The 25368-nt window shown below is 48.6% G+C and carries 29 protein-coding genes and 1 pseudogene; 16 read left to right on the top strand and 14 right to left on the bottom strand.

What is annotated here, in order from left to right:
- The 4 genes from ACTHSX_RS09435 to ACTHSX_RS09420 all read right to left on the bottom strand — a co-directional run.
- The coding region (locus tag ACTHSX_RS09435) for a transposase (RefSeq protein WP_440377496.1) at window positions 1-278 on the bottom strand (278 nt) is incomplete at its 3' end.
- A gap of 263 nt (window positions 279-541) precedes the next feature.
- Window positions 542-3094: a DUF4132 domain-containing protein gene (locus ACTHSX_RS09430; RefSeq protein ID WP_440377495.1), complete on the bottom strand. Its 2553-nt coding sequence runs from the start codon at window positions 3092-3094 to the stop codon at window positions 542-544.
- A gap of 146 nt (window positions 3095-3240) precedes the next feature.
- On the bottom strand, window positions 3241-3657 hold the full coding sequence (locus tag ACTHSX_RS09425; RefSeq protein WP_223168683.1) for a hypothetical protein: 417 nt from the start codon (window positions 3655-3657) through the stop codon (window positions 3241-3243).
- 164 nt (window positions 3658-3821) lie between these two features.
- A complete protein-coding gene (locus tag ACTHSX_RS09420) occupies window positions 3822-4712 on the bottom strand; it encodes a LysR family transcriptional regulator (protein ID WP_440377494.1) in 891 nt (296 codons plus the stop codon).
- 178 nt (window positions 4713-4890) lie between these two features.
- On the opposite strand from ACTHSX_RS09420, the gene ACTHSX_RS09415 reads away from it, so the two are divergent.
- From ACTHSX_RS09415 to ACTHSX_RS09390, 6 genes are all read left to right on the top strand, one after another.
- A complete protein-coding gene (locus tag ACTHSX_RS09415; RefSeq protein WP_039862395.1) occupies window positions 4891-5469 on the top strand; it encodes an NAD(P)H-dependent oxidoreductase in 579 nt (192 codons plus the stop codon).
- A complete protein-coding gene (locus tag ACTHSX_RS09410) occupies window positions 5469-5774 on the top strand; it encodes an aldo/keto reductase (protein ID WP_440377493.1) in 306 nt (101 codons plus the stop codon). The genes ACTHSX_RS09415 and ACTHSX_RS09410 overlap by 1 nt, the downstream gene beginning before the upstream one ends.
- A 46-nt stretch (window positions 5775-5820) precedes the next feature.
- Entirely contained in the window at window positions 5821-6321 is a 501-nt protein-coding gene (locus tag ACTHSX_RS09405) for an OsmC family protein (protein ID WP_440377492.1), read from the top strand.
- 92 nt (window positions 6322-6413) lie between these two features.
- Window positions 6414-6749, top strand: a complete 336-nt coding sequence (locus ACTHSX_RS09400; RefSeq protein WP_440377491.1) for a thioredoxin family protein — start codon at window positions 6414-6416, stop codon at window positions 6747-6749.
- A gap of 267 nt (window positions 6750-7016) precedes the next feature.
- On the top strand, window positions 7017-7328 hold the full coding sequence (locus tag ACTHSX_RS09395; RefSeq protein ID WP_250590030.1) for an ArsR/SmtB family transcription factor: 312 nt from the start codon (window positions 7017-7019) through the stop codon (window positions 7326-7328).
- Window positions 7329-7401: 73 nt separating this feature from the next.
- Window positions 7402-8613: an NADH:flavin oxidoreductase/NADH oxidase family protein gene (locus ACTHSX_RS09390; protein ID WP_440377490.1), complete on the top strand. Its 1212-nt coding sequence runs from the start codon at window positions 7402-7404 to the stop codon at window positions 8611-8613.
- 88 nt (window positions 8614-8701) lie between these two features.
- On the opposite strand, the pseudogene ACTHSX_RS09385 reads toward ACTHSX_RS09390, so the two are convergent.
- Window positions 8702-9463, bottom strand: a pseudogene (locus ACTHSX_RS09385) (ATP-binding cassette domain-containing protein); the annotation flags it as partial.
- A gap of 94 nt (window positions 9464-9557) precedes the next feature.
- Window positions 9558-10544: a GlxA family transcriptional regulator gene (locus tag ACTHSX_RS09380; RefSeq protein ID WP_440377489.1), complete on the bottom strand. Its 987-nt coding sequence runs from the start codon at window positions 10542-10544 to the stop codon at window positions 9558-9560.
- 97 nt (window positions 10545-10641) lie between these two features.
- Here ACTHSX_RS09380 and ACTHSX_RS09375 point away from each other — a divergent pair, with 97 nt between their 5' ends.
- Complete coding sequence (locus ACTHSX_RS09375; protein WP_440377488.1) at window positions 10642-11493, top strand: MBL fold metallo-hydrolase; 852 nt, start codon at window positions 10642-10644, stop codon at window positions 11491-11493.
- 106 nt (window positions 11494-11599) lie between these two features.
- Here ACTHSX_RS09375 and ACTHSX_RS09370 read toward each other — a convergent pair whose 3' ends face one another.
- From ACTHSX_RS09370 to ACTHSX_RS09355, 4 genes are read right to left on the bottom strand one after another with little or no spacing between them, the layout of a single operon-like run.
- Window positions 11600-12301 (bottom strand): glutathione S-transferase family protein, encoded by a 702-nt coding sequence (locus tag ACTHSX_RS09370; protein ID WP_159068464.1) that lies wholly within the window; start codon window positions 12299-12301, stop codon window positions 11600-11602.
- A gap of 15 nt (window positions 12302-12316) precedes the next feature.
- Complete coding sequence (locus ACTHSX_RS09365; protein WP_440377487.1) at window positions 12317-12835, bottom strand: alpha/beta fold hydrolase; 519 nt, start codon at window positions 12833-12835, stop codon at window positions 12317-12319.
- 37 nt (window positions 12836-12872) lie between these two features.
- The gene (locus ACTHSX_RS09360) at window positions 12873-13322 is read right to left on the bottom strand and encodes an antibiotic biosynthesis monooxygenase family protein (protein WP_440377486.1); all 450 of its coding nucleotides are present in this window, start codon (window positions 13320-13322) and stop codon (window positions 12873-12875) included.
- A 28-nt stretch (window positions 13323-13350) separates the two neighbouring features.
- On the bottom strand, window positions 13351-13788 hold the full coding sequence (locus tag ACTHSX_RS09355) for a cytochrome b (protein WP_440377485.1): 438 nt from the start codon (window positions 13786-13788) through the stop codon (window positions 13351-13353).
- 231 nt (window positions 13789-14019) lie between these two features.
- Here ACTHSX_RS09355 and ACTHSX_RS09350 point away from each other — a divergent pair, with 231 nt between their 5' ends.
- From ACTHSX_RS09350 to ACTHSX_RS09330, 5 genes are all read left to right on the top strand, one after another.
- Complete coding sequence (locus tag ACTHSX_RS09350; RefSeq protein WP_440377484.1) at window positions 14020-14475, top strand: MarR family winged helix-turn-helix transcriptional regulator; 456 nt, start codon at window positions 14020-14022, stop codon at window positions 14473-14475.
- 80 nt (window positions 14476-14555) lie between these two features.
- Window positions 14556-15380, top strand: coding sequence for an ABC transporter ATP-binding protein (locus ACTHSX_RS09345; protein ID WP_440377483.1), 825 nt, complete (start codon window positions 14556-14558; stop codon window positions 15378-15380).
- A 102-nt stretch (window positions 15381-15482) separates the two neighbouring features.
- Window positions 15483-17000, top strand: coding sequence for an ABC transporter permease/substrate-binding protein (locus ACTHSX_RS09340; RefSeq protein ID WP_440377482.1), 1518 nt, complete (start codon window positions 15483-15485; stop codon window positions 16998-17000).
- Between the two features lie 156 nt (window positions 17001-17156).
- The gene (locus ACTHSX_RS09335; RefSeq protein ID WP_440377481.1) at window positions 17157-17408 is read left to right on the top strand and encodes a hypothetical protein; all 252 of its coding nucleotides are present in this window, start codon (window positions 17157-17159) and stop codon (window positions 17406-17408) included.
- Entirely contained in the window at window positions 17371-17637 is a 267-nt protein-coding gene (locus tag ACTHSX_RS09330; RefSeq protein ID WP_440377480.1) for a zinc-binding dehydrogenase, read from the top strand. The genes ACTHSX_RS09335 and ACTHSX_RS09330 overlap by 38 nt, the downstream gene beginning before the upstream one ends.
- Before the next feature lie 254 nt (window positions 17638-17891).
- Here ACTHSX_RS09330 and ACTHSX_RS09325 read toward each other — a convergent pair whose 3' ends face one another.
- Window positions 17892-18266, bottom strand: coding sequence for an Mth938-like domain-containing protein (locus ACTHSX_RS09325; RefSeq protein ID WP_440377479.1), 375 nt, complete (start codon window positions 18264-18266; stop codon window positions 17892-17894).
- Between the two features lie 206 nt (window positions 18267-18472).
- Between ACTHSX_RS09325 and ACTHSX_RS09320 the strand changes: the two genes are divergently transcribed.
- From ACTHSX_RS09320 to ACTHSX_RS09310, 3 genes are all read left to right on the top strand, one after another.
- Window positions 18473-19780 carry a homoserine dehydrogenase gene (locus tag ACTHSX_RS09320; protein WP_440377478.1) on the top strand — a complete coding sequence of 436 codons (1308 nt, stop codon included), beginning with the start codon at window positions 18473-18475 and terminating at the stop codon, window positions 19778-19780.
- Complete coding sequence (locus tag ACTHSX_RS09315) at window positions 19773-20207, top strand: hypothetical protein (RefSeq protein WP_049322347.1); 435 nt, start codon at window positions 19773-19775, stop codon at window positions 20205-20207. The genes ACTHSX_RS09320 and ACTHSX_RS09315 overlap by 8 nt, the downstream gene beginning before the upstream one ends.
- Window positions 20208-20352: 145 nt before the next feature.
- Entirely contained in the window at window positions 20353-20847 is a 495-nt protein-coding gene (locus ACTHSX_RS09310) for a hypothetical protein (protein WP_223168681.1), read from the top strand.
- A 46-nt stretch (window positions 20848-20893) separates the two neighbouring features.
- Here the strand turns inward: ACTHSX_RS09310 and ACTHSX_RS09305 are convergent, their stop codons facing one another.
- Entirely contained in the window at window positions 20894-21610 is a 717-nt protein-coding gene (locus ACTHSX_RS09305; RefSeq protein WP_440377477.1) for an S-methyl-5'-thioinosine phosphorylase, read from the bottom strand.
- 66 nt (window positions 21611-21676) lie between these two features.
- Window positions 21677-22747, bottom strand: a complete 1071-nt coding sequence (locus ACTHSX_RS09300) for an AI-2E family transporter (protein WP_440377476.1) — start codon at window positions 22745-22747, stop codon at window positions 21677-21679.
- A gap of 204 nt (window positions 22748-22951) precedes the next feature.
- On the opposite strand from ACTHSX_RS09300, the gene purM reads away from it, so the two are divergent.
- Complete coding sequence (gene purM, locus ACTHSX_RS09295; RefSeq protein ID WP_314460774.1) at window positions 22952-23986, top strand: phosphoribosylformylglycinamidine cyclo-ligase; 1035 nt, start codon at window positions 22952-22954, stop codon at window positions 23984-23986.
- Window positions 23987-24060: 74 nt separating this feature from the next.
- Here the strand turns inward: purM and ACTHSX_RS09290 are convergent, their stop codons facing one another.
- Window positions 24061-25272: an acetate kinase gene (locus tag ACTHSX_RS09290; RefSeq protein ID WP_311457626.1), complete on the bottom strand. Its 1212-nt coding sequence runs from the start codon at window positions 25270-25272 to the stop codon at window positions 24061-24063.
- Between the last annotated feature and the right edge of the window lie 96 nt (window positions 25273-25368).

Below are 25368 nucleotides of genomic sequence, written 5' to 3'. Positions count from 1 at the left end.
AAACGGCAAAACAGGTTGAAATCGATGCGGGTGATGAGGCTGTGTTCGAGTTCGGGATCGGAGAGGCTGTGCCATTGTCCGAGCAGGACGGCTTTGAACATGGACAACAGGGGATAGGTGGGACGACCACGGTGGTCTCGAAGGTAACGGATTTTTTGACGATTCAGGTATTGTTCGATCGGCTGCCAATCAATTACCTGATCCAACTTCAATAGTGGGAAACGGTCGATGTGTTTGGCAATCATGGCTTGTGCGGTTTGCTGGAAGAAGGTGCTCATGGGAAATCCCCTAAATGTCTGGGTGGGAATTTAGGGGATTTTGGGGAATTTTGCAAAGGTCTCTCGGCAGCGGATATTCAGCAAGTACAGGTCGGCTCAAGCCTCAATAAAACGGTCAATCTTCCCGAAATGTTGGGTTTGAACCCGACCTATGCCTAGTGTTCTCGCGGTAGGGCGGGCATGTGCTGCCTACGCGTCTTGTGTTCCAAAACAGCCTGAAACCGCAAGGATGGAGGCATTTGCGTGTTCCAGGCTGTCCCAATTTACCGCTGAATCTGCGAGGTAATCGTGCTGTCGGTAATCTTGTCGTCTTCTGCCAGCAGCATGGCTTTGGAGAGGACGACCGAGAGGGTGTTGTCGCCCTCAAACGGGATAAACAGCTTGTCGGATGCGTCTTTTTTGCGGCTGTCAGGTACGATGCAGAGGTATTGGTCGTCCGGCAGCATCAGGATGTTGCTGCTGCCGATGTGGATTTTGTAGGTACGCAGCTTACCCTGTATGACGAGGAAGTTGCCGTCTATGTGGGCAACCTTGGCGATTTTCAGGCGTGGCAGCAGGGTTTCCAATACGGCTTTGCGGGTTTTGGCGACTTCGCCCAAATCGCCGAAGGAATAGCTCTGCCAGTAGCTGTAAAAACGTGCCTCTCCGCCGTTGTCTTCCCAAGTCGGGTCGTTGCCCACGCTTGCCACGCCGACAAACAAATCGACATCGCGCAGCACTTCGGAAAACACGCGCGGCGGGATATCAATTAAGTCCAGAGCGGTGGCATGGTAATCGTCGTCCAACCGGTGAAAGCGCACTTGGTCGGTGCTGACATACTGCCAGATATAGCTTTCCGTCCATGCGTCTTCGCTGTCCACCGCGTTTGCCCAAAATTGGGCGAGCAGGTTGTATTCGGGCAATTCTAACGAGACGGTTGCGTCGTCGCCGCCGTCCCACGCGCCTGCCAGCGAGCCTCTCCAGCCGCGCCCTTTGGCAAGCGTCATGTATTGGTGTTGTTTCAGGATGTGGGCGGCAAAACGGTTGCTGTATGTTTTGGTGTTGATTTCGGCTTCGGTGAGCAGATAGATTTCACGATATGCCTGTTTCAGTGGCTGGCGGATTTCTTTGTCCAACAGCAGTTGACGCCATTGGGCGATGCTTTGCTGAGTGGCAAGCGCGGGATGCCACAAGCTGATTTGCAGGCAGTCTGAAACATCGGTTTGCGCGCCCGTTTCGTCCACCCATGTTCCGTCCAACCACAGCGCGGATTTGCCCTGCGTGTCGTTTTCGTCGCGAAAAAATTGCCATATTAGCGGACGCGTGAGGCAGGACATCAGTCCGTGTTGCCAGTAATACTGTTCGGCGTGTTCCCGTGGCACGCGGTGTTCGGAGCGCATCATTTGGTCCAAGCGGTCGCGTTGGGCGGTGAGCGTGGTGTTGAGGTTTTTTTGTGTGGCTTTGAGCTTTTTCAGTTTGTCGGCATGGTCGGTTTTCACGAAGGCGGGTACGGTTTTCTGCGGCGAGCCGTCAGGTTTGAACCAGCGCAGTTCGGACTTGCCTACACCCGTAACCGCCAGACGGCAGGTGTAGCCGTCGAAGTCATAGTCGCGACAGCCTTCCTGCAAGCCGAAGCTGTCCACCGCCATGTCTTCGATTTCGTTGCGGGATACACCCCGCTGCGCGGCGGCTTCGTCCAGATAGTTGGCAATCGCGTTCTGCGCATTGCTGAACTTAATCCGCAGGCGCAGGCGTGAAAGGCAGGCGATGCCGTCCAGCCCTTTGGAGCGGAACAGCGCATAGAAGCAGGCGTTACCCATAGCAGCATAGCGTGCGCCGAGATTGGGGATTTTGTCGTATGAATGCAGCGCAAGTTGGGTAAGGGCGGACAGGGTGGCGCTATCGTGGAAATGGCTGCACATCCACACCAGTCCTTTGAGTACAGTCTGGTTGACGCTGCAAACAGGCAGGACATGGGTGGTGTAGCTGTATGCTCCGTGGGTGACGGTTTCGGTCTGTACTTCGCTGTTGCAGACAAATTCTATCCAGCCGTGCAGCATTTTTTTGAACCTGTCCACCCCCAACGCGTCGATCAGCGTTTTGGCTTCTTTCAGGTATTTTTCGCTCGGCTTGCCCGCATTGGCGGACAGGGCAAGTGCAATGATCTTGCTCCATACGTCCTGCTGTTCGGGCGGCAGCGCGGCAAGCTGGAGATTTGCGTATCGGGCAAATGCGTCATCTTGGGCGGGAAAGCAGGCTTCGGCGAAACTGCCTGACAGTTCCGCCAGAGCGGCAAGGTTGGCGGTAGCGGCTTTCTTGTCCCACAAGTTTTCCGCAAAGACGCGGTAACGGCTGCAGGCGTTTTTCAGGCATTCCGAAAGCGTTTCGCTCGGATTGGGAAACTGTTTTTTGATTTGGTTGATCAGATATTTGAGTGGATAGTAGTCTGATTCCTGCTCGGACAGCCCGTTGTCGTCCAGCATGGCGGCAAAAATGCGCTGCACATCCTGCTCCGTCATCGGCAGCGTTTTGCGCGCCAGAGCCATCGCCACCGCCGCACGGATGGTGCCGTAATTGTGTATCCTGTCACCGCCTTTGTTGTTAAAAACTTTATTTCGTCCCCAGCCGCGTATCAAATCAATGCAGTGGATCAGGAAATCGACGCGGTATTCAGGCGCGGCTTTCTCCACTTCGGCAAAGCTGGGGCAGAGTTTCAGATTTATCGTGTCGTATTCGTTCGAGCGTTTTTGGCGCCATTCTTTTTGCAGTACGTCGAGAATCTGATTGAACTCGGTACGGCGGCTGTCGGAAATCTGCACGGTTTGGTTTTGGGTCATGGGACTTTCCTTGCGTATCAATGTGTTGGTTATTTTGCGGTAAAGGCGAACAACGTCGGTAAGGGTTTTCTTGTCCGCACTATTCAGGCTGTATCGGGTGGTTTCGGCAAAGGCGCGGTAGCGTTGCGCGGCGGTTTTCAGGCTGCTTATCCGCCCACCAGCGGCGTGAGTTTGATGAAATTGACGACCAGTCCGTCATGCAGGTACACCATGTCGTCCAACGTTTCCAGCTGGCGGTTGTCGGCAAGGATGAAAAACGCGTTCTGCTCAAAAGCTTTCAGGGCGATAGCGATTTGCTTTTCCGCGTCCACGGGCTGCGGGTGCGCGCCTTTTTTGCCGCGCGGTTCCTGAATTACGATGTCGCCGCGATCGGTGGGGATAACGAGGCTGTGGCGCAGCAGGGCATCGGCGGCGCGGTTGTTGTAGGCGGCGACTTCCTGTCGCACGCGCTCAGCAATCAGCTCCGCCGCGCTGATGTGGTTGGTTCGGAACTTCAAAAACAGTTCGTGCAGCACTTTGCCGGCGAGGTTTTGATCTTGGATGGTGATGGTAGCTGCAATCATGGATGACTCCTCGAAACAGAAAACAAGTGAATATCATACTGTTTTTTGAGCGGTTCAGGCAGCCTAAAACAAAGCATCCTGCACTTTTATGGAGGTAAGTGCAGGATGCTGTTTACATTTTAGTTATGTAGGAACTTTGTTTAACTTCCATGAAGTTTACGTTTTCAGACGACCTCCACCCGCAGCGCATCCACAATCAGCTTAAACACATTCGAATGCCCGCGGCGGCTGGGGTAATAGAGGTAAAGCGGATCGTAAGTGATGGCGTATTCAGGCAAAAGCTCGACCAGTTGCCCTGAATGGAGCGCGTCTGCGGCGATGATATGCGGCAGCCAAGTGATGCCGAGGCCGTCTGAAACGGCTTGCAGGCGCAGATGATTGTTGATAGAAAACTGCGATTTGGGTGTGAACGTAATCAGCTCTTTTTTGTATTTGAATTCCCATTGAATTTCCGAGCCGTGTTCGGCGGAGAGCTTCGCGCCGATAAGACGGTGCTGCTGCAAATCATCAATATTTTTCGGCGAACCGTATTGCGCCAAATAATCGGGCGAGGCGACCAACGCCATTTTGAACGGCGCAGAAATCGGTACGGCAATCATCTCTTTCGCTACCTTGTTACCTAACCGAACGCCCATATCAAATCCTTCTTTCACAATATCTGCCCAACGATCGTCCACCACGATTTCCAAGCGGATTTTCGGGTATTGGTTCAAAATCGGCTTTAATTTTGGGTACAACACCGCTTCCGCCGCCACCGCCGGAGCGTTGATACGAATCAATCCCGAAGGCGTATTTAAAAAATCATTTAGTGCATCGACTTCTTGGTTTATGGCTTGATAAAGCGGCGAAAGTTGGTCGAAAAGCTGTTGCCCGGCTTCGGTCAGCGACACATTGCGTGTAGTGCGGTTGAACAGACGCAGGTTCAGCCGCGTTTCTAAATTTTTCATGCTATGGCTCAACGCCGAAGAAGAAATCCCCAAAAGTTGCCCTGCCTTCACAAAACTCTGCGTTTGCGCCAGTGTCAAAAAATAATTCAGCTCGTTAAAGTTCTGCATTTTCTCTTTAAACTCTCTTTTATTAGTGAATTTAATTCATTACATAATAAAGCTAAACCATATTTATCTCAATAAAAACAAATCATAAAATGACTGCACTTTCATGAGAGTGAACAGAAGTCAATATCCGTAAACATCACATCCTTTTTTTATAAATTATTTATTCTTAGGAGTAAAAATGAACATTTTATTATTAAACGGTGGTAAAGCTTTCGGCCATTCACATGGTGAGTTAAACCACACGCTTCACAAAAAAGCAAAAGAAGTTTTGACCGCACTTGGACACAATGTAAAAGAAACCGTGATTGATGCTGGCTATGATGTTGAGGCAGAAATCGAAAAATTCTTGTGGATGGATGCCGTGATTTGGCAGATGCCTGTTTGGTGGATGCACGAGCCTTGGACAGTGAAGAAATACATAGACGAAGTATTTATCGCTGGACACGGCAAGCTTTACCACAGTGATGGCCGTCATCGTGTCAGCCCGACTGAAGGCTTCGGTACAGGTGGTTTGTTGCAAGGCAAAAAACACATGCTTTCGCTTACTTGGAATGCGCCGATTGAAGCGTTCACCCGTGAAGGCGACTTCTTTGAAGGCAAAGATGTGGATGCTGTGTACATGCCTTTCCACAAACTCAACGAGTTCATCGGTTTGACCCGTCTACCGACATTTACATGTAACGATGTAGTTAAAAATCCACAAGTAGAACAATACTTCGCAGACTACCAAGCACATTTGAAAAAAGTGTTCGGTTAATGATAAAACATCAACTTGAAGCGGTGGGCTTTTGCCCACCATTTTGTCAGTCGCTAATTGGTACGAAATACGGCAAATCCATGGCGCAGGTGATTACCCGCTGGCTGGTGGAACGTGGCATCATCGTGTTGGCAAAATCCACCAAACCCAAACGCATGGCGGAAAACTTGAACGTCTTTGACTTTGCCCTCAGCGATGAAGACAAAGCCGAAATTGCCAAACTGGACGGCACATTCGCCGCCATCGTCAATCACGACACGGTGGATAATTTGAAACGCATCTCCGCGTGGAAAATGGGCGTGTAAGTGTAGCGAAAAACCATCTGCAATTCATCATATGAAAGGACAAAACATGATTAACGGGTTAGATATCGAACGTTTCCGAACTACCATGGCAGCGGTTGAAAACGACCATACAAAAGGCAAGGCAGCATTACGCGCCGATTCGCGCTGGGTATCCGGCACGAAGAATGAAATCTCCGTGCGCCGCTTCCCTGCCTTTACCACAGACGAACCGAAAAACATGGGCGGTGAAAACGCCGCCCCAAGTCCGATGGAATACCTGATCGGCGCTGCTGCAGGCTGCTGCTCCATAGGTTTCGAGTTGCAAGCAGCACAAGCAGGCGTGAAACTGGAACAGTTTGAAATATCCGCAAGCGGCGGTATCGACATGGCCAAACTGTTCGGCATGGAAGATGGCTACGGCGGACTGGATAATCTGGTGCTAACCGTAAAAGTAAAAGCCGACGCCGACCTTCCTACCCTGCAAAATTTCGCCGACCGCTCCGCCGCCAGCTCGCCAGTGTTGAACAGCCTGAAAGCGCGGGTAAAAGTGGTTGTCGAAAAAATCTAGACGACTTAAAACGTTTTCTCGTTTTCATTTCGTTGAAAGCCCCTTTTCTGGACAACTAGAAAAGGGTTTAATCGCTCAAAGGAGTACATGACATGCAAGAACTGCACACTCTGAAAGACATCGAACAGGCCATCGCCACACATCCTTTAGTGTCACTGTACATCAAAGCCCCAATCTGCGGTGTTTGTATGGTCGTGGCCGCCCAGCTTGATTCAGCTTTGGCGGTGGAGGGGAATGTGTATGCCGTAAAAGCAGATATTGCTGAAATACCCGAAATGGCTGGACGTTTCCACGTGCTGACCGTACCTGCATGGCTGCTGTTTTATCAAGGCAAAGAAGTAGAACGGATGGCCCGCTTCATCCCTCAGGCACAGATGAAGCAGACATTGGCAAAATGGACAAAAGTGGCAGAAAGCAAACATCAGTAACCGGTCTATCAATGTTTCAGACGGCTGCGGCCTTGATAATGATGCAAGTGGTCAAATTTTTAAGATGATTTGCAAAACACTTAAAAATTTGACCGCTCTTTATTACGAAAAAGGCCGTCTGAAACGGCTTGCAGACTGAGATAATGATTGATGAGACACTGTGATTTGTACGCTAAAACCATCTTCTGAAAATTCCCTTTGACATTCCCCATCTTTTCCTCTAAAATGAGTTCAAGTTTTTAAACATATAAACTCAAGAAGCCGAATATGCCGCAACAAACTATGAATTTAATGCACGAGTGCATTCCCATCTTTACTGTGTTGAGCGATGAAAACCGCCATCAAATCCTGCGCGTGCTGTGGGAACACGGCAAGATGAATGTGAATGAGCTGACCGAGCATCTGCATCTGTCGCGCCCTGCGGTGTCGCATCATTTGAAAATCATGTTGCAAGCCGGTGCGGTGGCGGTGGAGCAGGTCGGCAAAGAGCGGTTTTACAGTATCGCTATGGCGGATGCGGTGGCGAAGTTGAAACAGCTTGCCGATTTGATGGCTCAAAATTGCCCGCTTTCGAAATAGGGTTATCCGTTAACCCTTTATTTTTACCCAAATACGTTTACATTTTTAAACTTATCAACTTAAAGGAACGATTATGTTATTCACGCCATTCACTTTTCAAAACGGCAAAACCGCTAAAAACCGTATCTTCAAATCCGCTATGGAAGAGCAACTTGCCCAGAATGACCAGCCGTCTGAAAAACTCGTCCGCCTGTACGGCACTTGGGCGCAAGGCGGCGCGGGCGTTTTGGTGACGGGCAATGTGATGGTTGCCGAAAGCGGCAAAGGTTCGATAAACGATGTGGTGATTTCAGACGACCGCAGTTTTGAGATGCTGAAAAAATGGGCGAAAGCCGGCACACAAAACGACACGTTGCTTATCATGCAAATCAACCATGCGGGCAAGCAGTCGCCTGCGGTGGTCAATAAAACACCGCTTGCGCCGAGCGCCGTGCCGTTGGTGGGCATGGACGGCTTCATCAATCCGCCGCGCGAATTGAGTGCCGATGAAATCAACGGGCTGATTCAGCAATTCGTGCAAACCGCCAAAATTGCCGAACAGGCAGGCTTTTCAGGCGTACAAATTCACGCCGCGCACGGCTATCTCATCAGCCAATTCCTCTCGCCGCACCACAACCGCCGCCAAGACCAATGGGGCGGCAGCTTGGAAAACCGTATGCACTTCCTTTTGGAAACCTACACCGCCATTCGCGCCGCTGTGGGCAAAGATTTCTTGGTGGGCGTAAAACTCAATTCGGCAGATTTCCAAAAAGGTGGTTTTGACGAAAGCGAATCGGTGCAGGTGGTACAAAAGTTATCGGAAATGGGCATTGATTTTATTGAAGTTTCCGGTGGCAACTACGAAAGCCCGCAAATGCTCGCGGCTAAAGATAGCACCCGCAAACGCGAAGCCTTCTTCATCGATTACGCCGAAAAAGCCCGTGCAGTCAGCCAAGTTCCGCTGATTATCACCGGCGGCTTCCGTTCGCAAAACGCCATGGAAGAAGCGCTCTCCAGCGGCCATTTGGATTTGGTCGGCGTCGCCCGCCCGTTTGCCTTAGTGCCTGATTTGGCGAACCAAATGCAAAACGGCACCTACCAAACCGTGCAAACTGACCGCATTCAAACAGGCGTGGCGTTGGTTGATAAAAAAGCGGGCGCGATGCTGGAAATGAACTGGTATATGACGCAAATGGATTTGATCGGACAAGGCAAACAGCCTGATCCTAAATTGTCAGCGTGGAAAGTATTGCTGAAAAGCTTGTGGGAAAACGGCAAGGCGGGTTTGAGCACGGGCAGGGCTTGATAAACCACTTGAAACACAGTTTGGTATGGGCTACCTGAAAGGTCTTTTTCAGACGGCCTTTCGGGCTTGGCGGCGGGGGGGGGGAGGCAGCCTGCACTTTCTCTTCGCTCGCTTTGGCATCGGCATAGTCCTGATAGCCGCCGATGTATTCTTTCAGACGGCCTTCTCCTTCAAATACAATGCTTTGAGTAATCACGTTATCCAAAAACATACGGTCGTGGCTGATGAGGAACACGGTACCGGCGTAGTCGCGCAGCAGTTCTTCCAGCAATTCCTGCGTGTCGATGTCCAAATCGTTGGTCGGCTCGTCCAGCAGCAGGATGTCGGGCTTCTGTACCCACGCCTGCGCCAGCGCGACGCGCTTTTTCTACCCGCCGGACAGATTGGCGATTTTTTCGTTTTCAGGCAGCCCCAGCTCGCCGATGGTCTGGCTCACCAGCGCATCGAACCGCCAGCCGTTTTGCGCTTCGATTTGGTTTTGCAGTTCGTTCAATTCTTTGATAAGGCTGTCGTTTTGCTCGTTCGCCAGCTCGCGGCCGATTTCGTGGCAACGCCGCAGCACATCGCGCAGGCTGCCCAGCCCTTCGGACACGATGTCGAACACGGTGGCCGCGCCGTCGAAAAAGCTCTCCTGCGGCACATACACGGTTTTCAGCCCGTTTTGCAGGATGAGCTGGCCGTCGTCGGGCTTTTGCACGCCGGCGAGGATTTTTAGCAGGCTGGATTTGCCCGCGCCGTTTCGCCCGATCAGGCCGACTTTGTCGCCCGCGGCCAGTTGGAAAGACGCTTTGTCGAGCAGCGCGACGTGCCCGAAGGCGAAAGATAGGTTTTCGGCTTGGAGGATAGTCATGGTAAGTCCTTGTTTTGTTGGGGTGCAGGCTGCTTTTTAGGGTTTCAGACGGCCTCAAAAGCAGCCTGCACATAGAGGGGGGTATTGTGTTTAGCTATCTGCTAAATACTTTCCGCCAAGCATTCGGATTGATTTTAAACTTGGCTTTGAACTGCAAACGTAGGTTTGCCGCGCTGCCGAAGCCGCTTTGTTCGGCGATGCGTTCTATCGGCAAATCCGTATTTTCCAACAAATCCTGCGCCTGCCATAGCCGCTCTGTGGTGAACCATTCACCGAAATTCATGCCTGTGGCTTGAGAAAAATGGCGGATAAAGGTACGACGGGAAACGGCTAATTTTTTTGCCAAATCGTCCAAGCGGTATGGGGTCGCAAGGTTTTGGCGCAGTTCGTCCAATAAGTGATTGATTTTGTCATCGGCGGTACGACGTTCGACAGGTCGGTGGATAAACTGTGCCTGCCCGCCTTCGCGGTGTGGTGCCGCAACCAAGGTACGGGCAAGGTCGTTGGCAACGGTTGCACCGTGGATTTTGCGGATGAGGTACAGGCAGCAATCCAGCCCGCCCGCCGCACCTGCCGATGTTAAAAAGTTGCCGTCTTCCGCATATAGGCGGTTGGTATCCAGATGAATTTTAGGGAAACGGCGGACAAAGTCGTCTTCGGCCAGCCAGTGGGTCGCGGCGATTCTGCCGTCTAAAAGTCCTGTGTAGGCAAGGGCGTAAGTGCCGTAACATAGGGAGGTGATATGCGCACCACGTTGTACTGCTTTCTGTAAATGTGCGCTCAACTCAGGTGTCGGGGCTTCTTCAATATTGCGCCAGCCTGCGATGACGATGATGTCGGCTTCTTCCGTCAAATCCAAGCCGCCGTGTACGGGAATGCTTGCGCCCAGTGCCGTGATGACGTCTTTGCTGTCATCGGAACAGATTTTCAGGTCAAAGAGTGGATTGTCCCGATAGGTCGTCTGAAAAACAGAAAAGGGAATGTTGAAGACAAAATCATTCATGCCCGATTGAGCATATAGCACGATTTTTGGGACAGTTTGATTTTGGCGAAACTCATTACGCTCGTTTTCAGACGACATTTTGGCACTATCCTTACGTTTATTGGCAATATTGCCTATTTTAGCCGATACACTTGCAGCTTAAAATACGCTCCATGATTTTCTAAGGAGCAATATCATGAAATTAAAGCAATTTATTCTTTCAGTCGTTTTAAGTGCAACTGCCTTTTCTGCTTGGGCAGAGGATTCATACCAACATATCCGTAATGCTACCGCCAAGGTCGAATACGCAGGACAGACGTTTTTGGTTGACCCGTTTTTCGCACCCAAGCACTCCATGAACGGTTTTGCCGGCTCGTTCAACAGCCAAGCCAAAATGCCGCTGGTCGGGCTGCCGATGAGCGTGAATAAAATTTTGGACGGTGTGGATGCAGTTATCGTTACCCATACTCACGAAGACCATTGGGACGAAACCGCCGCACGTTCCATTCCGAAAAACCTGCCCGTATATGTGCAGCACCAAGCCGACGCGGCAAAAATCCGCAGCCAAGGCTTTACTGATGTACGCGTGTTGAACGGCAGCGCTGTCTTCAACGGCGTAACCATCAGCAAAACCGGCGGCGTACATGGTACAGAAGCCATGTATGCCAACCCTCAGCTAGCCGAAATCTTAGGTGATGCAATGGGTGTGGTATTCCAAAGCAACGGACACAAAACCGCTTATATTATGGGTGATACTGTGTGGACGGCAGATGTAAACAAAGCATTGAACCGCTACAAACCCGATTATCTGATTATGAACACGGGCTACGCGCTGATTTCAGGCATTTCAGACGGCATTATCATGGGGACGGCTGATGTATTAAAAGCCAGCCAAGTCATGCCTAAAGCCAAAATCATCACCGTACACATGGATACCGTGAATCATACCGCCGTCAGCCGCGCCGATATGCGTAAATTTATACGCGGTCAAGGCATTGAAAGCCGTGTGAACGTTCCGGAAGACGGAGAGACTGTGAGGCTAGATTGATAAGCGGTCATCTTTTAAAGAGAATTTGTAAAAATACCTGAAAACCTGACCGCACTTTCACATAAAAAAGCCGTCTGAATTTTCAGACGGCCTTTGATTTCTTGCTTTATTCTCCAAATACTGCCCGATCGAAACGTTCAATATAGGCGACTAAATTTGCTTTGGTTCTTGCATATAGCGCAATTTCAGTGTCGATGGGGGTAAGAATCAGGTTTGCAACAACAGGCACGATGGACACATCAACGGAGGTTAATTCTTCGCCGAAAAAGTAGGATTTTGTGCCTAAGTAGTTGCTAATGGCATCTAAATCTCCTTTTCCGAAGGCGTAAATATCGGATTGCGTGTGTCTTCCGATACCATGTCCGTACATTTCTTTTTTCGCGTTTTCCTGTAACACAGCAAAAATCGCTTCGGCTTGTTCGGTCGGCATGCCATCAAACATTGCCTTCATCATAAATGGTTTGCTGAGAGGATCGACAAAACGGTTATATACGACCATCCAATATAAATGTTCTTCTGTCATACGGCGAAAGGCTTCAGCAATCGCTTTTTGTTCAGGCGTTAAATGTTTATCTAAATCAATGCCGTAGGTTTCGGTTAGATAACGCTGAATGAGAGAGCTATCAGGGATCAACTTCTCGCCATCTTGCAATACCGGAACTTTGCCTTTAGGCATTTTGCTGAGATCGGCAACATATTCTTTTTCGAAATCTAAGCCGGATAAACGCAGCATCGCTTCAGTTTTCCAAGCGAAAGGTGATGAACTGCGAATTTTACCTTCACCAGGTAAAGTAAATAATTTAAGCATTTTGTTTTCCTTTCATTATTTGTTATTCAAATATGGTTCGACTATAGTCCAAACAGCCGGGAAGTTCAAGACAAATACCGGATGTAGCGCATTAGGGATAACGGCTAAATTGGCATTCTGAGTCATACGATAGGCATTGATGACCGTATCCAAGGGTGCATTGGTATCGTCTTCACCAACCACAAACAACACCGGCGATTGGAGCTTACCGAACGTCTCTTTGCCAACTTGGGTGTTGTCATAATTTTTCTGTGCATTGTCAAACCATGCTGCCGTTTGTTGTGGGTTGGGGCGAATGGTTTGTTGCATTTCCCAATAGCTTGGATCTAACTGGCGGATTTGTTCATAACTTGCACGTTTATTTCCACCACCTTGAATAAAACCACGTTTCCATTCGCCGGTACTGATGGCAATAATTTCGGCAGCCTGTTCGGGATAAGCGGCGGCAAAGGTGAGGGCGGTATAAGCACCGTCTGAAAAGCCGAGCAAATCTACTTTGCCGTTAATTTGTGCGGCTTTTAATACGGCAAGCACATCGGCTGCTTTTTATTTTGGCGCACAGCTCCGCCGCTTACTTACCCCACTTGCCGCCGCATCTACCGAAGCCGTGCGTCATATCACTTTCGATCACTTTAAACAAACCCGGGCTGGCAGTTACGCCCTCCGGCATGTTGTCCGGCAGGGCTTGGCGCATTTTGGCGGTAGCGGCTTTAAATTCTTCCGCACTGCGCCAACGGGCAACATTGACGAAATGGTATTTGCCGTTCGGGTCAATATTTTGATGCAGACGTGTGCCGATGTAGCCCGGCTGAGTTTTCAGGAAATCGCGTGATTTCTGCCAAGCAGCCAAAGTTTCGGCTTCTTTGCCCTGCGGCACTTCAAAGGTGTTGATGAGTACAACGCTGTTCTGCATGGCTTCGCGTTGTGCGCGCCATTGTTCCGCTTTGGCGGTGCAGCCTGCAACACAAAGCAAAACAGCAGCAGTAACAGCGGCGATGATGGTTTTTTTACGAGTATTCATATCAGTAACTCCTTGTTTGTATAGGATATTAAGATTTTCCGAGCATTCGAGGCAACACGGATTCGCCTTTGATGTAGTGGTAGGCAACCATTCCAATGTGTCCTAGCGACAAAAACAGCAATGAAAATGCCAGCATGCTGTGAATTTCTCCGCCATTGCCGATTTGACGGGCAATGCCTGCGGCGGGAACAGCGAGCATCAGGGCATACATCGCCCAATGCCCCAATTTGGTGACGGCGGTGTTGGTGGGGCGGTTTTTACGTTGGCGGATTCCCCTCCCTACGCGCCAAACAGACAATATCAGCAGCAGGATTCCGACTGCTTTGTGCGGATTGATTAGAAATTTCAGGTTTTCGTCGATATTCCACGCAATGGCGGTAGCGAACATAAACAGGTAGCAAGCTGCCATTGTCCAATGCAGGAAGCGGGTTGTTGAGCCGTAGCTTTGCAAAGTGTCGGGTTTCATGATGCTTTCTCTTGAATAAAGGGTTAGTCGAATTTCGGTATGGCTTGCAGATAGGAAAACCTTCTTTAAAGTATTGCAGTTCATAAGCGTTCTTGAACATTTAAGATAGGTCGTCTGAAAGCGTTTAGATAGCAAGCTATCGAGTTGCAACAACTATAGCGTGCTATGATTTAAGATAGCAAGCTATAGTTGTGATATAATCCGCAACAATCTGATTTTAAAGGAAACAAAGTGAACGAAGTTTTCAAAACTGAATCGGCAGGCTATCTGATGAACCACATTGCCCGCCAATTTGCCATTTTATTGGGCGAAGGTTTAAAGCCTTTGGGCATCGCCCCCGCGCAATTTCCGATATTGCTGGAACTGTGGCAGAAAGACGGTTTGAGCCAGCAGGAATTGGTGGAACGCGCTGATTTGAAGCAGGCAACGATTGCCAACACCTTGGCGCGGATGGAGCGCGACGGGCTGATTACGCGCGAACCGAATCCCGACGATGCACGCAGCCGCCTGATTATGCTGACGGAGCAAGCTCGTGCCTTGCAACAGCAGTCTACGGAAATTGCCAAAGCCATCAACCAAACGGCTTTGTCGGCTTTGTCGGCAGACGAACAAAAGTTGTTTTTGGAAATGGCGGCAAAAATTGTGGCGCGACAGCAAGAGATGATTGCAGTCGCGAAGACGGATTGAGGGTTTAACTTCGTTGAAGCTCTGCTTTCAGGCAGCCTGCAAACCAAAAAATCAGCCTGCTTAATACAGGAATCACATCCATGCAAAACAACCCCATCCCATTTATCGAATTTCGTGGCACAGGCAAGCATTATGACGGCAAATATGCTGTGCGCGATTTGGATTTGACCATTTATCAGGGTGAATTTTTCGTGTTGGTAGGTGGCTCGGGCAGCGGCAAATCTACCACTTTACGCATGATTAACGCGCTAATTGAACCGACTGATGGCAACGTTTATCTGCACGGGAAACGGATTAAAGACTACGACATCCGCCAGCTCCGCCACCAAATTGGTTACGTATTGCAGCAAATCGCGCTTTTTCCCACCATGACCGTCGCGGAAAATATCGAACTCATGCCTGACGTACTGGGCTGGCCGAAAGCAGAACGCAAAACGCGTGTGAATGAATTATTGGAGCTGGTGGAACTTGACCCTGCGCACTACCGCGACCGCTATCCGCACGAACTTTCCGGCGGTGAACAGCAGCGCATCGGTATTTTGCGAGCCATTGCAGCCAAGCCCCAAGTTCTGCTGATGGACGAACCGTTTTCAGCACTTGACCCGCTGGTGCGCACCGTGCTGCAAGACCAAATTGCTATGATTCACCAAAAATTTGACACCACTATCGTTTTTGTTACCCATGATATGCAGGAAGCCGCCAAACTCGCTTACCGTATCGGTGTAATGCATAACGGCAAACTGGTACAAATCGGCACACCTGAAGAAATCAAAAAGCAGCCGGCAAATGATTATGTGCAATCGCTGTTTTCCACCGCCGATGCACCCGATGCCGAACGCATCATCCACCAATTCTTACGGTTGGATAAACAGGGACAGGAAGCTGTGAGAAGGGCAGTGTTATGATGGTGAAGACCGTCTGAAACCTCTTTCAAGGCGCTAACACCTTTGCTGTAAAGCAAACATAAACATCTATTATTCAACATACTAACCATAACAATTAAAACTATGCTCTCATCCCTAAACGTTACCCTTGAAGAACTCTGGCAAATGCTGCTCACACATTTATGGCTTTCCGGACTGGCTTTGCTCGCGGCAGTGGCAATTGCGGTGCCTGCCGCCGTATTGTTTGCGCGCAGACAGCGGGCAGCGGAAGTGGTATTACAGTTCACCAATATATTGCAAACCATTCCGTCTTTGGCGCTGCTGGGTTTGCTGATTCCGTTTGTCGGTATCGGTTCGCCGCCCGTCTTGATTGCACTCACGCTATACGCATTGTTGCCGATTTTTCAAAATACCTATTTGGGGCTGACCCAAATCGACCAATCGATTCAAGATGCATACACTGCATTCGGACTATCGCGCTGGCAATCATTGTGGCGGATTGAGCTGCCGATGGCTTTGCCTGCCATGATTTCAGGCATTCGCACGGCGGCAGTGCTGATTGTCGGCACGGCAACTCTGGCGGCGCTAATTGGCGCAGGCGGCTTGGGTAACCTGATTCTGCTCGGCATTGACCGCAACAACATGACAATGACGTTTACCGGCGCATTGCTCTCCGCATTACTGGCTGTCGGCGTAAGCGGCATTATCGGGCTATTGCAGAAATCGCGACGCAAGTTGGCGATTATTCTTGCATTGGCGGTGGGCTTCGGCGCACTCGGTATGTCGCAGATTTCATTTACACCTGCTACAAAAAACGTGGTGGTTGCCGGCAAAATGGGGAGTGAGCCGGATATTCTGATTAACATGTATAAGTTATTGATTGAACATGAGAATTCGAACGTGAAAGTCACAGTCAAACCTAATTTTGGCAAAACTACTTTCCTGTTTAGCGCACTGAATAGTGGCGAAATTGATATTTATCCTGAATTCACCGGTACAGTGCTGGAAGCCTTAGTACAAGTACCAACTGAACAGAAGAACCGCCATCTATCGCCAGATGAAACCTATCAACGGGGCAAACAATTATTGGCGGAACAATATCAGTTGGAGTTTCTGCCACCAATGTCTTATCAGAACACTTATGCGTTGGCAGTCAAAGAAAGCTACGGTGCATCGCACCAACTGAAGACAATCAGCGACTTGAAGCAGGTAGCGCCCGATATCCGAGCAGGTTTCTCACTGGAATTTGTCGACCGAGCGGATGGCTATAAAGGCATGCAGGCAGCCGGTATCACGCTAAAACATATTGTTAGCTTGGAACCTGCCTTACGCTATACGGCATTGTTGAATGACAAAATCGACCTAGTGGAAGCCTTTTCCACCGATGCAGAATTAAAACAATATCGATTGCGCTTGTTGAAAGATGATATTTCCCTGTTCCCCGCCTATCAGGGCGCACCGCTGATGAAAGTAGAATTTGCTGAAAAAAATCCTCAAATTGTGACCGCACTTAACCGACTTGCGGGAAAAATTAGCGAAGAGGAAATGAGCGAGATGAACTACCGCGTGAAAGTGCAAGGCGAAAGCGCGGAAAACGTAGCGCGGGATTATTTGGAGAAAAATGGGTTGTTAGGAAAGTAAAATTGGCAGTAGGCTACCTGAAAGCATCAGATTCTTAGGGGGGTATTATGAAAGCCGTAAAAATCAAAGGCTTCGGCATCAACCATTCCGAGATTTTCACGCGTGAAGGTAAATCGCCGTCTGTCCAATTTCCGCGCTGAATGTGTAGGCGAAGTGGTGCAAAGTTCCACACCTGCACTGGCGGTCGGACAAAAGGTTGTCTTCTATTATGGGAGAGAAATGGGGCGCACCTTTGACGGCAGCTACGCCGAATATGTGTTGCTGTCAAACGAGCAAATTTACCCCATTCATACCGATTTGGAAACGCGTAATCCTGCCAAAGCTACCCATTTGCAAGCGGTCGGATTTGACGAAGTGATTACTAAAGCCGATGGCAAACTACAAACCGACCAAAACCCAAAACTATGACAAAATTCTGGAATTGGTCGGGCTGGCAACTTTGTGTGATTCTTTCACCCACATCAACGAACACGGCATCATCTGCAATACAGGGCAGCTAGGTAATATATATGTGATCTGGCAATTTAATGTGAAAATCTTAATTGAACGTGTGTTTACATTGGAACAAGTTCCCGAAGCCCACCGTTTTTTGCAAAGCGCGTACGGATTTGGGAAAGTGGTGGTAGTCAATGAATAGGGCTATCTAAAATTCTATCAAAGAAATTTAATCATGCTTTGGAATAAAACTGTGATCTGAATTGGTTTCATGGATATTGATAAAGAGAAGGCCGTCTGAAATTCTTCAGATGGCCTTTTATATTTGAATTCTGTAAGTGATTGTACAACTAGAATAAACTGGATTTAACAGGCTAAAATACTAGCATTATTAATTTAACATAATATAAATTATGCGAACTTAGACTAGTATGATGCAATAGTTTTTTCTACAAATTATGGCCACAACCAAGCCCATGTGCTTCGGCCTTCTCCTTGCAGTAAAACTAAAGTTCGGCAAGCTGAGGCTGTGTTCATGCATTCGAAGCCGATTCCGTAGGCTGATAAGGCTACGGCAATTTTAGGATGCAGAAATTGTTGTTTTGCTCCTGTACCTATAATAATGACTTCTGGACGGTTTTCTGCTGTTTCAATTGCTGATATAAAAATTTGTTCGTTTAATTCTTCGATGGTTGTTTGAGGAATGATGCTCACTTTGCCATCTTGCCAGCAAATGGGTTCTGAGTATGTTTGTTCGCCGATTTGCAATATGCCTTGTGAGGATGAAAAAAATGATGCTGCTTCATCGATATGGTTTTCTGTGATTTTCATGGCAATTCCTGTTTTTATGGAAGAACGATTTTTCAGACGGCCTTGGGAAACTTGCAAAAAAAGGTGCAAAATCAAGCAATATCAGGTAGGATTCAATGTTTGACCTTGTGCATTGATGCTTTGCTCTGAATTTACGATTGCAAGCGATTATAACAAGCCTTGGTTTTTCGTGATTATTTTAAAGTATCGGCTCAAAAGGAGACACAATGAAGCCAGTAAATATCGGTCTTTTAGGTTTGGGTACAGTCGGTGGTGGTACGGCCACTGTATTGCAGGACAACGCTGCGGAAATCAGCCGCCGCTTGGGACGTGAAGTCCGTATTTCTGCTGTTTGTGATTTGAGCGAAGAAAAAGCCAAACAAATTTGCCCGAATGCTGCTTTTATCAAAGATCCGTTTGAGCTGGTGCAACATCAAGATGTTGATGTTGTTGTGGAATTGTTTGGCGGTACCGGTATTGCCAAAGATGCGGTTTTGAAAGCAATTGAAAACGGCAAACACATTGTTACTGCCAATAAAAAACTGTTGGCTGAATACGGCAATGAAATTTTCCCTTTGGCGGAAGAAAAAAATGTCATGGTGCAGTTTGAAGCTGCTGTTGCCGGCGGTATCCCTATTATCAAGGCTTTGCGAGAAGGCTTGGCTGCGAACCAAATCCGCAGTATCGCCGGTATTATTAATGGTACCAGCAACTTTATTCTTACTGAAATGCGTGAAAAAGGCAGCGCGTTTGCAGACGTATTGAAAGAAGCTCAGGCTTTGGGCTATGCAGAAGCTGACCCTACTTTTGATATTGAAGGTCATGATGCTGGCCATAAAATCACCATCATGAGCGCATTGGCATTCGGTACCCCGATGAACTTCTCTGCCTGCTATTTGGAAGGCATCAGCAAACTCGATAGTCGCGATATCAAATATGCTGAAGAGTTTGGCTATCGCATCAAATTGTTGGGTATTACCCGTAAAACCGACAAAGGCATTGAGTTGCGTGTACACCCTACTCTGATTCCTGAAAGCCGTCTGCTGGCTAACGTTAATGGCGTGATGAATGCTGTCCGTATCAATGCCGATATGGTTGGTGAAACCTTGTATTACGGTGCAGGTGCCGGTGCATTGCCGACTGCCTCTGCCGTGGTTGCCGACATCATTGATATTGCCCGCCTGATTGAAGCGGAAACTGACCATCGTGTTCCTCACTTGGCATTCCAGCCTTCACAAGTTCAAGCGCAAAATATTCTGCCTATGGATGAAATTACCAGCAGCTACTATCTGCGCGTTCAAGCAACTGACGAACCGGGCACTTTGGGTCAAATTGCCGCACTCTTGGCCAAAGAAAATGTTTCTATCGAGGCTCTGATTCAAAAAGGCGTGATTAATCAAAGCACTGCTGAAATCGTGATTCTGACCCACACCACAGTGGAGCACAACGTCAAACGCGCTATTGCAGCGATTGAAGCTCTGAGCTGCGTGGATGCTCCAATCACCATGATCCGCATGGAAAGCCTGCATGACTGAGCAACAAACGGAAAGGCCGTCTGAAGAGCAACTGGCGGCCAGAAAGAAAGCCAAGGCAAAAATCCGCACCATCCGCATTTGGGCATGGATTATTTTGTCTTTGCTGGCTCTGACCGCCCTGCTCTCACAATGCGCGATGAACAAGCCGCAGATGAAACAAAATGTGGTGGAATCTTGTGTGAAAAACATTCCTTTTGCCGAAAAATGGCAAGCTGATTTGAAGGCAAAAGGTTTGGATGCGCAAAACGAGAAATTGGCTCAAGACTATTGTGTCTGCATGTGGGATCAGCCTTTAAGCAAACTCTCTGACGAGCAAATCCGAAACTTCGGCAAAATCAGCCCTGAGGAGCAACTCAAGCTCTTGGGTGGCGCGGAAGCTTTTGAGGCACGCGATAAGCAATGCGTGGCTGATTTAAAGGCTGAGTAAACCAATATTGGTTTAAATCAAAGCTACAAGGCCGTCTGAAATTCCAGACGGCCTTTCTTATATTGAATAAATAGTAATAAGAATTGATTTCATTATATTTTAAGTTTAAGATAGCTTGGTTAATTGCTTTTCTATGGTTATTGCCATGCGTTACCACTTTCCTATTGCCGTTGATATTTATGATTTTTTGTATACTGGCCGATTTGACTATTTGGAAATCGGACAATCTGCAGAGTCTATTTTGCAGATGTTTCCTGCGCCTGATTGCGTCCCTAAAGGCTTGTTGGTGCAAAAAGGCTGGAATATTTGGCTTTATGGCGACATTGAACTGCATTTCTCCGACAATCGTTTGACACAGATTCGTGCTGATTTTCAGCCTGATGTTGCATTAAGCGGCGGCCGTTGGGTAAAGTTGAATCCGTGGTTTTTTGCAAATGGCTGCCTTGATGTATATGCTGTCATTCAGCGCTTGGTGCAACGCAATATTGACTTTATTAAAACGGAAACGCATACCAATTTAATTTTGCAGCTGCAAAGCGGGGTTGAATTGATTTTTGAAAAATGTCGGGGTATGAAACTTGCCTCGTTCCGCAAACAAAAAGCCTCCCTGCCCCATTGGGCGCGGGAAACAGCTTCTTAAATAAAACGATGCCGTCTGAAAACATCATTTCAGACGGCATTATCAGTTACAAACCATTCAGTAATTGTCGGATTTTGGTCATTGTCATAGAAACCTGTTCGTTACAGCCGTCATTTCCTTTTCCATTATCAAAGCAATCAATGCTGCTGACGCTGCAAAAGTGGGCATAGGCCATTTTCAACTCTCTGGTTAAAACAGCTTCGGGCATACCGGTCATACCGAGTACATCTACGCCGTCACGGCGATAACGGGTAATTTCGGCACGGGTTGGACGGCGCGGGCCTTGCAGGCAGCCATAAACGGCGGAATCGTAAATCGGTACATTGTGCGCTTGAGTGATATTCAACAATTCTTGTCGTAATTCATCGCAATAAGGGTTGAAAAAATCGGTATGGACAACCGGGCATTCTTGACCTTCAAAAAAAGTATCTTTACGGCCATAGGTATAGTCGATCAAATCGTCCGGCAACACCAAACTGCCGTTTTCAAAATCAGGATTGATACCGACGACTGAAGAAATGGCAATGATGTTTGCAACGCCTAAAGAGTGCAACGCCCAGATATTGGCGCGGTAGTTGATTTCATGCGGCGCGATGGTATGGCTGAAGCCGTGTCGGGCAAGGAAAACAATATCCAAGCGCCCCAACCTGCCGAACAAAATAGGGCTGCTGGTTAAGCCGTATGGGGTACGCACGATTTTTCGTTCAGTAATTTCGAGTTCCGGCAGTTTGGTCAAACCGCTGCCGCCGATAATGGCTAACATATAGACTTCCTTTGTTATCAATGGCCGTCTGAAACTTAGATTTCAGACGGCCTTAATATTATCGATTTATTTATGTTTGTAGAAATGGCTGCCGAAATAGGCAGATGCGCCTTCACGCAATAAAACCAGCGTCACAGTGGCAAGCGGCAGGCCGGCAAGCATACCGACAAAACCCATCAGTTGCCCGAAAGCCATCAATGAGAAAATCACCCAGAACGGAGACAAACCAATGCGATCGCCGACGATTTTGGGCGTAATGAAAAAGCTTTCCAAGAATTGTCCGACACCGAATACAGCCCAGACCATCAACAAGCCCTGCCATGAGCCATATTGCAAAAGTGCGGCAACTGTTGCCAGCAAAAGGCCGGTAAATGCACCCAAATACGGAATAAATACCAAAATACCGGCAATCATACCGATGGCAAAGCCGGAATCCAAACCGACCAGCATCAAGCCCAAGCCATAGACCAAGCCCATAATCATCATAACCATCAGCTGGCCGCGCAGAAACTCGCCCAAAACTTCGTCCATATTGCCGCTGATACGCGTGTAGGTCTCGATAAAACGGCGTGGAACCAATTTGCTGATTCCGGAAGACCAACGTTTCCAATCCAACAAGAAGTAATACAGCAGCAAAGGCAGTAACACCAAATTGCTGACGCCGCTGATGATGTTGCCGCTTTGACGCATCAAGGTCGGAATCCATGCTTTAAGCGTATTGCTCAACTCATCCGTATGCGACTGCAACCATGCGATGATTGATTTTTGATCGATTTGAATATAATCCCCGCTGACGCTGTTGAGCCATGGCAGCAGTTTGTTTTGAACAAAGCCCACGATTTGCGGCAGGCGTTCGGCCAAATTATTAAACTGGTTCAACAACATAGGTACGATAATCAGCACCAACGACAGCAATATCAGCAAAGCCAGTGCCATAATAATCATAGAGGCCGGCGCGCGACGGATACGCTTCAATTGCAGCCACTCGACCAATGGATTCAAAACATAGGCCAAAACGGCGGCCACAATAAACGGCGTCAAAACATCGCCCAAAGCATATAAAAGCCAAATAAAGGCTGCGATGACGCAAGCCATAATAATCCACGGTTTTGCGCCGCGCGTTTTCTTTTGATACATAAAAAGGTGTTCCCCAGTTGATGCTTAAGGTTTTCAAAATAAATAAGCAGTATAACAGATTCACAAAGGCCGTCTGAACGCGCGACGGCTATTAAGATAAAATAAAAATTGTTGACAATAATGCCAAAAAAATTCAGCCTGAATCCTCGAATTTAAGATAAAATACGCTCCGACAATCTACCCATACCCGAATAAGGAAATCCAATGAGCACTTCTTTGAGCTATCGTGACGCAGGCGTGGATATCGACGCAGGCGATCAACTGGTCGAAAACATCAAACCTTTTGCCAAGCGTACTATGCGCCCTGAAGTGTTGGGTGATTTGGGCGGTTTCGGCGCTTTGGTCGAAATTGGCAAAAAATACAAAAATCCGGTATTGGTTTCCGGTACGGACGGCGTCGGCACCAAGCTGAAACTGGCATTCGACTGGGACAAACACGATACCGTCGGCATCGATTTGGTTGCCATGAGCGTCAACGATATTTTGGTTCAAGGTGCAGAACCTTTGTTCTTCTTGGACTATTTTGCTTGCGGCAAGCTGGATGTTGCCCGCGCGACTGATGTGATTAAAGGCATTGCCCAAGGCTGCGAAGAATCCGGTTGCGCTTTGATTGGCGGTGAAACTGCCGAAATGCCGGGCATGTATCCCGAAGGCGAATACGACTTGGCCGGTTTTGCCGTCGGCGTGGTTGAAAAAGAACGCGTCATCAACGGCCGCAGTATTCAGGCCGGAGACGTTGTTTTGGGCTTGGCTTCCAACGGCGCACACTCCAACGGCTACTCTTTGGTACGCAAAATCATCGAGCGCGACAATCCTAATTTGGATGCGGAATTCGACAACGGCAAAACCCTGCGCGAAGCCATCATCGCCCCTACCCGTCTGTATGTGAAACCTATCCTGGCCGCTTTGGAAAAATTCACTATTAAAGGTATGGCTCACATTACCGGCGGCGGCATTACCGAAAACGTACCTCGTGTTTTGCCTGAAAATACCGTCGCACAAATCGATGCCAAAGCGTGGGAATTACCTAAACTGTTCCAATGGCTGCAAAAAGCAGGCAATGTGGAAACCCAAGAAATGTACCGTACATTTAACTGCGGTATCGGCATGGTTGTTATCATTGCTAAAGAAGATGCCGATGCAGTACAAGCATTCTTGAGCGAACAAGGTGAAACCGTTTACCGTTTGGGCGCAATTCGTGAGCGCAACGGCGACGAACATCAAACCCAAGTGGCTTGATTGAGATGTAATTAAAAAAGTGCGGATGATGAATCCGCACTTTTTATTGTTTATGATCTAGGGGAATCTCCGCCCTAGCCTGCTTCTTCCATAAAGCCGGCCAACTGAGCAGTATCGTGGGCAATCATCAGCTCTTCATTGGTTGGCACCACCAAGACAGCCGGAGAAGAATCGGTCGGGCTGATAATACCTGAATTGCCGTAGCGTTTTTCCATATTGGCTTTGGTGTCGATGTGCAGACCCAAGAAATCAAGATAGGAAACGGTTTTGGCACGGATGTTACGCGAGTTTTCACCGATACCGCCGGTGAACACGAGTGCGTCAACGCCGCCACAAGCCACAGCCATCGAAGCAATGTATTTGGCAAGGCGGTAAGTCATTACTTCCAGAGCCAAACGTGCGCCTTCATGGCCTTCATCCGCAGCGATTTCCAAAGAACGGCAGTCGTTGGAGAGTTCGGAAATACCGAGCAAACCTGATTTTTTGTTCAGCATTTCATCAACTTGGGCAACATCCAAACCGGCGTGTGAAGTCAGATAGCTGTATACGCCCGGGTCGATATCGCCGCAGCGCGTACCCATTACCAAGCCTTCGATCGGTGTGAAGCCCATACTGGTGTCAACGGATTTGCCGTTTTTGATGGCGGTAATGGATGCGCCGTTGCCTAAGTGGGCAATAATCATGCGGATGTCTTCCAACGGTTTGCCCAAGATGCGTGCTGCTTCAGGGGCAACGTAACGCATACTGGTACCGTGGAAACCGTAGCGGCGGAAAGCGTATTTTTTACGCAATTCGCGCGGAACGGCATAAGTGTAGGCACGCTCCGGCATGGTTTGGTGGAACGAGGTATCCATCACGCCGACATTGGGCAGCCCTGGGAAGTGCTCTTGCGCAGCCAAAATGCCGTTGATATTGGCAGGGTTATGCAGCGGAGCGAGCGGAATGCAGGCATTGAGTTCGTCCATTACTGCTTGGTCGATCAAAACAGACTCACTGTATTTTTCGCCGCCGTGGGCGATGCGGTGGCCGATGGCTTTAATGCGGTCGTGCAGGCCGTGTTTTTCAAGTTCTTTCAACAGCATACCCACCGCACCGGCGTGGTCGTTACGGCCGGTCAAGGCTGTTTGGCATTTTTTACCGTCTTTGCTGAATGTAATGACTGCTTCGGGCGTACCCAAACGTTCGCCGAGACAGCTTAAGAGAACTTTACCGTTTTTACGGTCGATAACGGCGCCTTTGAGTGAAGAGCTGCCGCAGTTCAGAACAAGAATGAGTTGGTTGGACATGGTGTTTCTCCTTTGAATTTTTGATTGTTTTTTTGGTTTCAGGCCGTCTGAAAAGAGCAAAAACATTTGAGAGCTTTCCAGTTTGCCTTTGGTTTG

Source organism: Neisseria sp. P0014.S002 (genome assembly GCF_051958295.1).
Classification (GTDB): Bacteria; Pseudomonadota; Gammaproteobacteria; order Burkholderiales; family Neisseriaceae; genus Neisseria; species Neisseria flavescens_B.
This window is presented reverse-complemented; position numbering and strand designations above follow the sequence as displayed.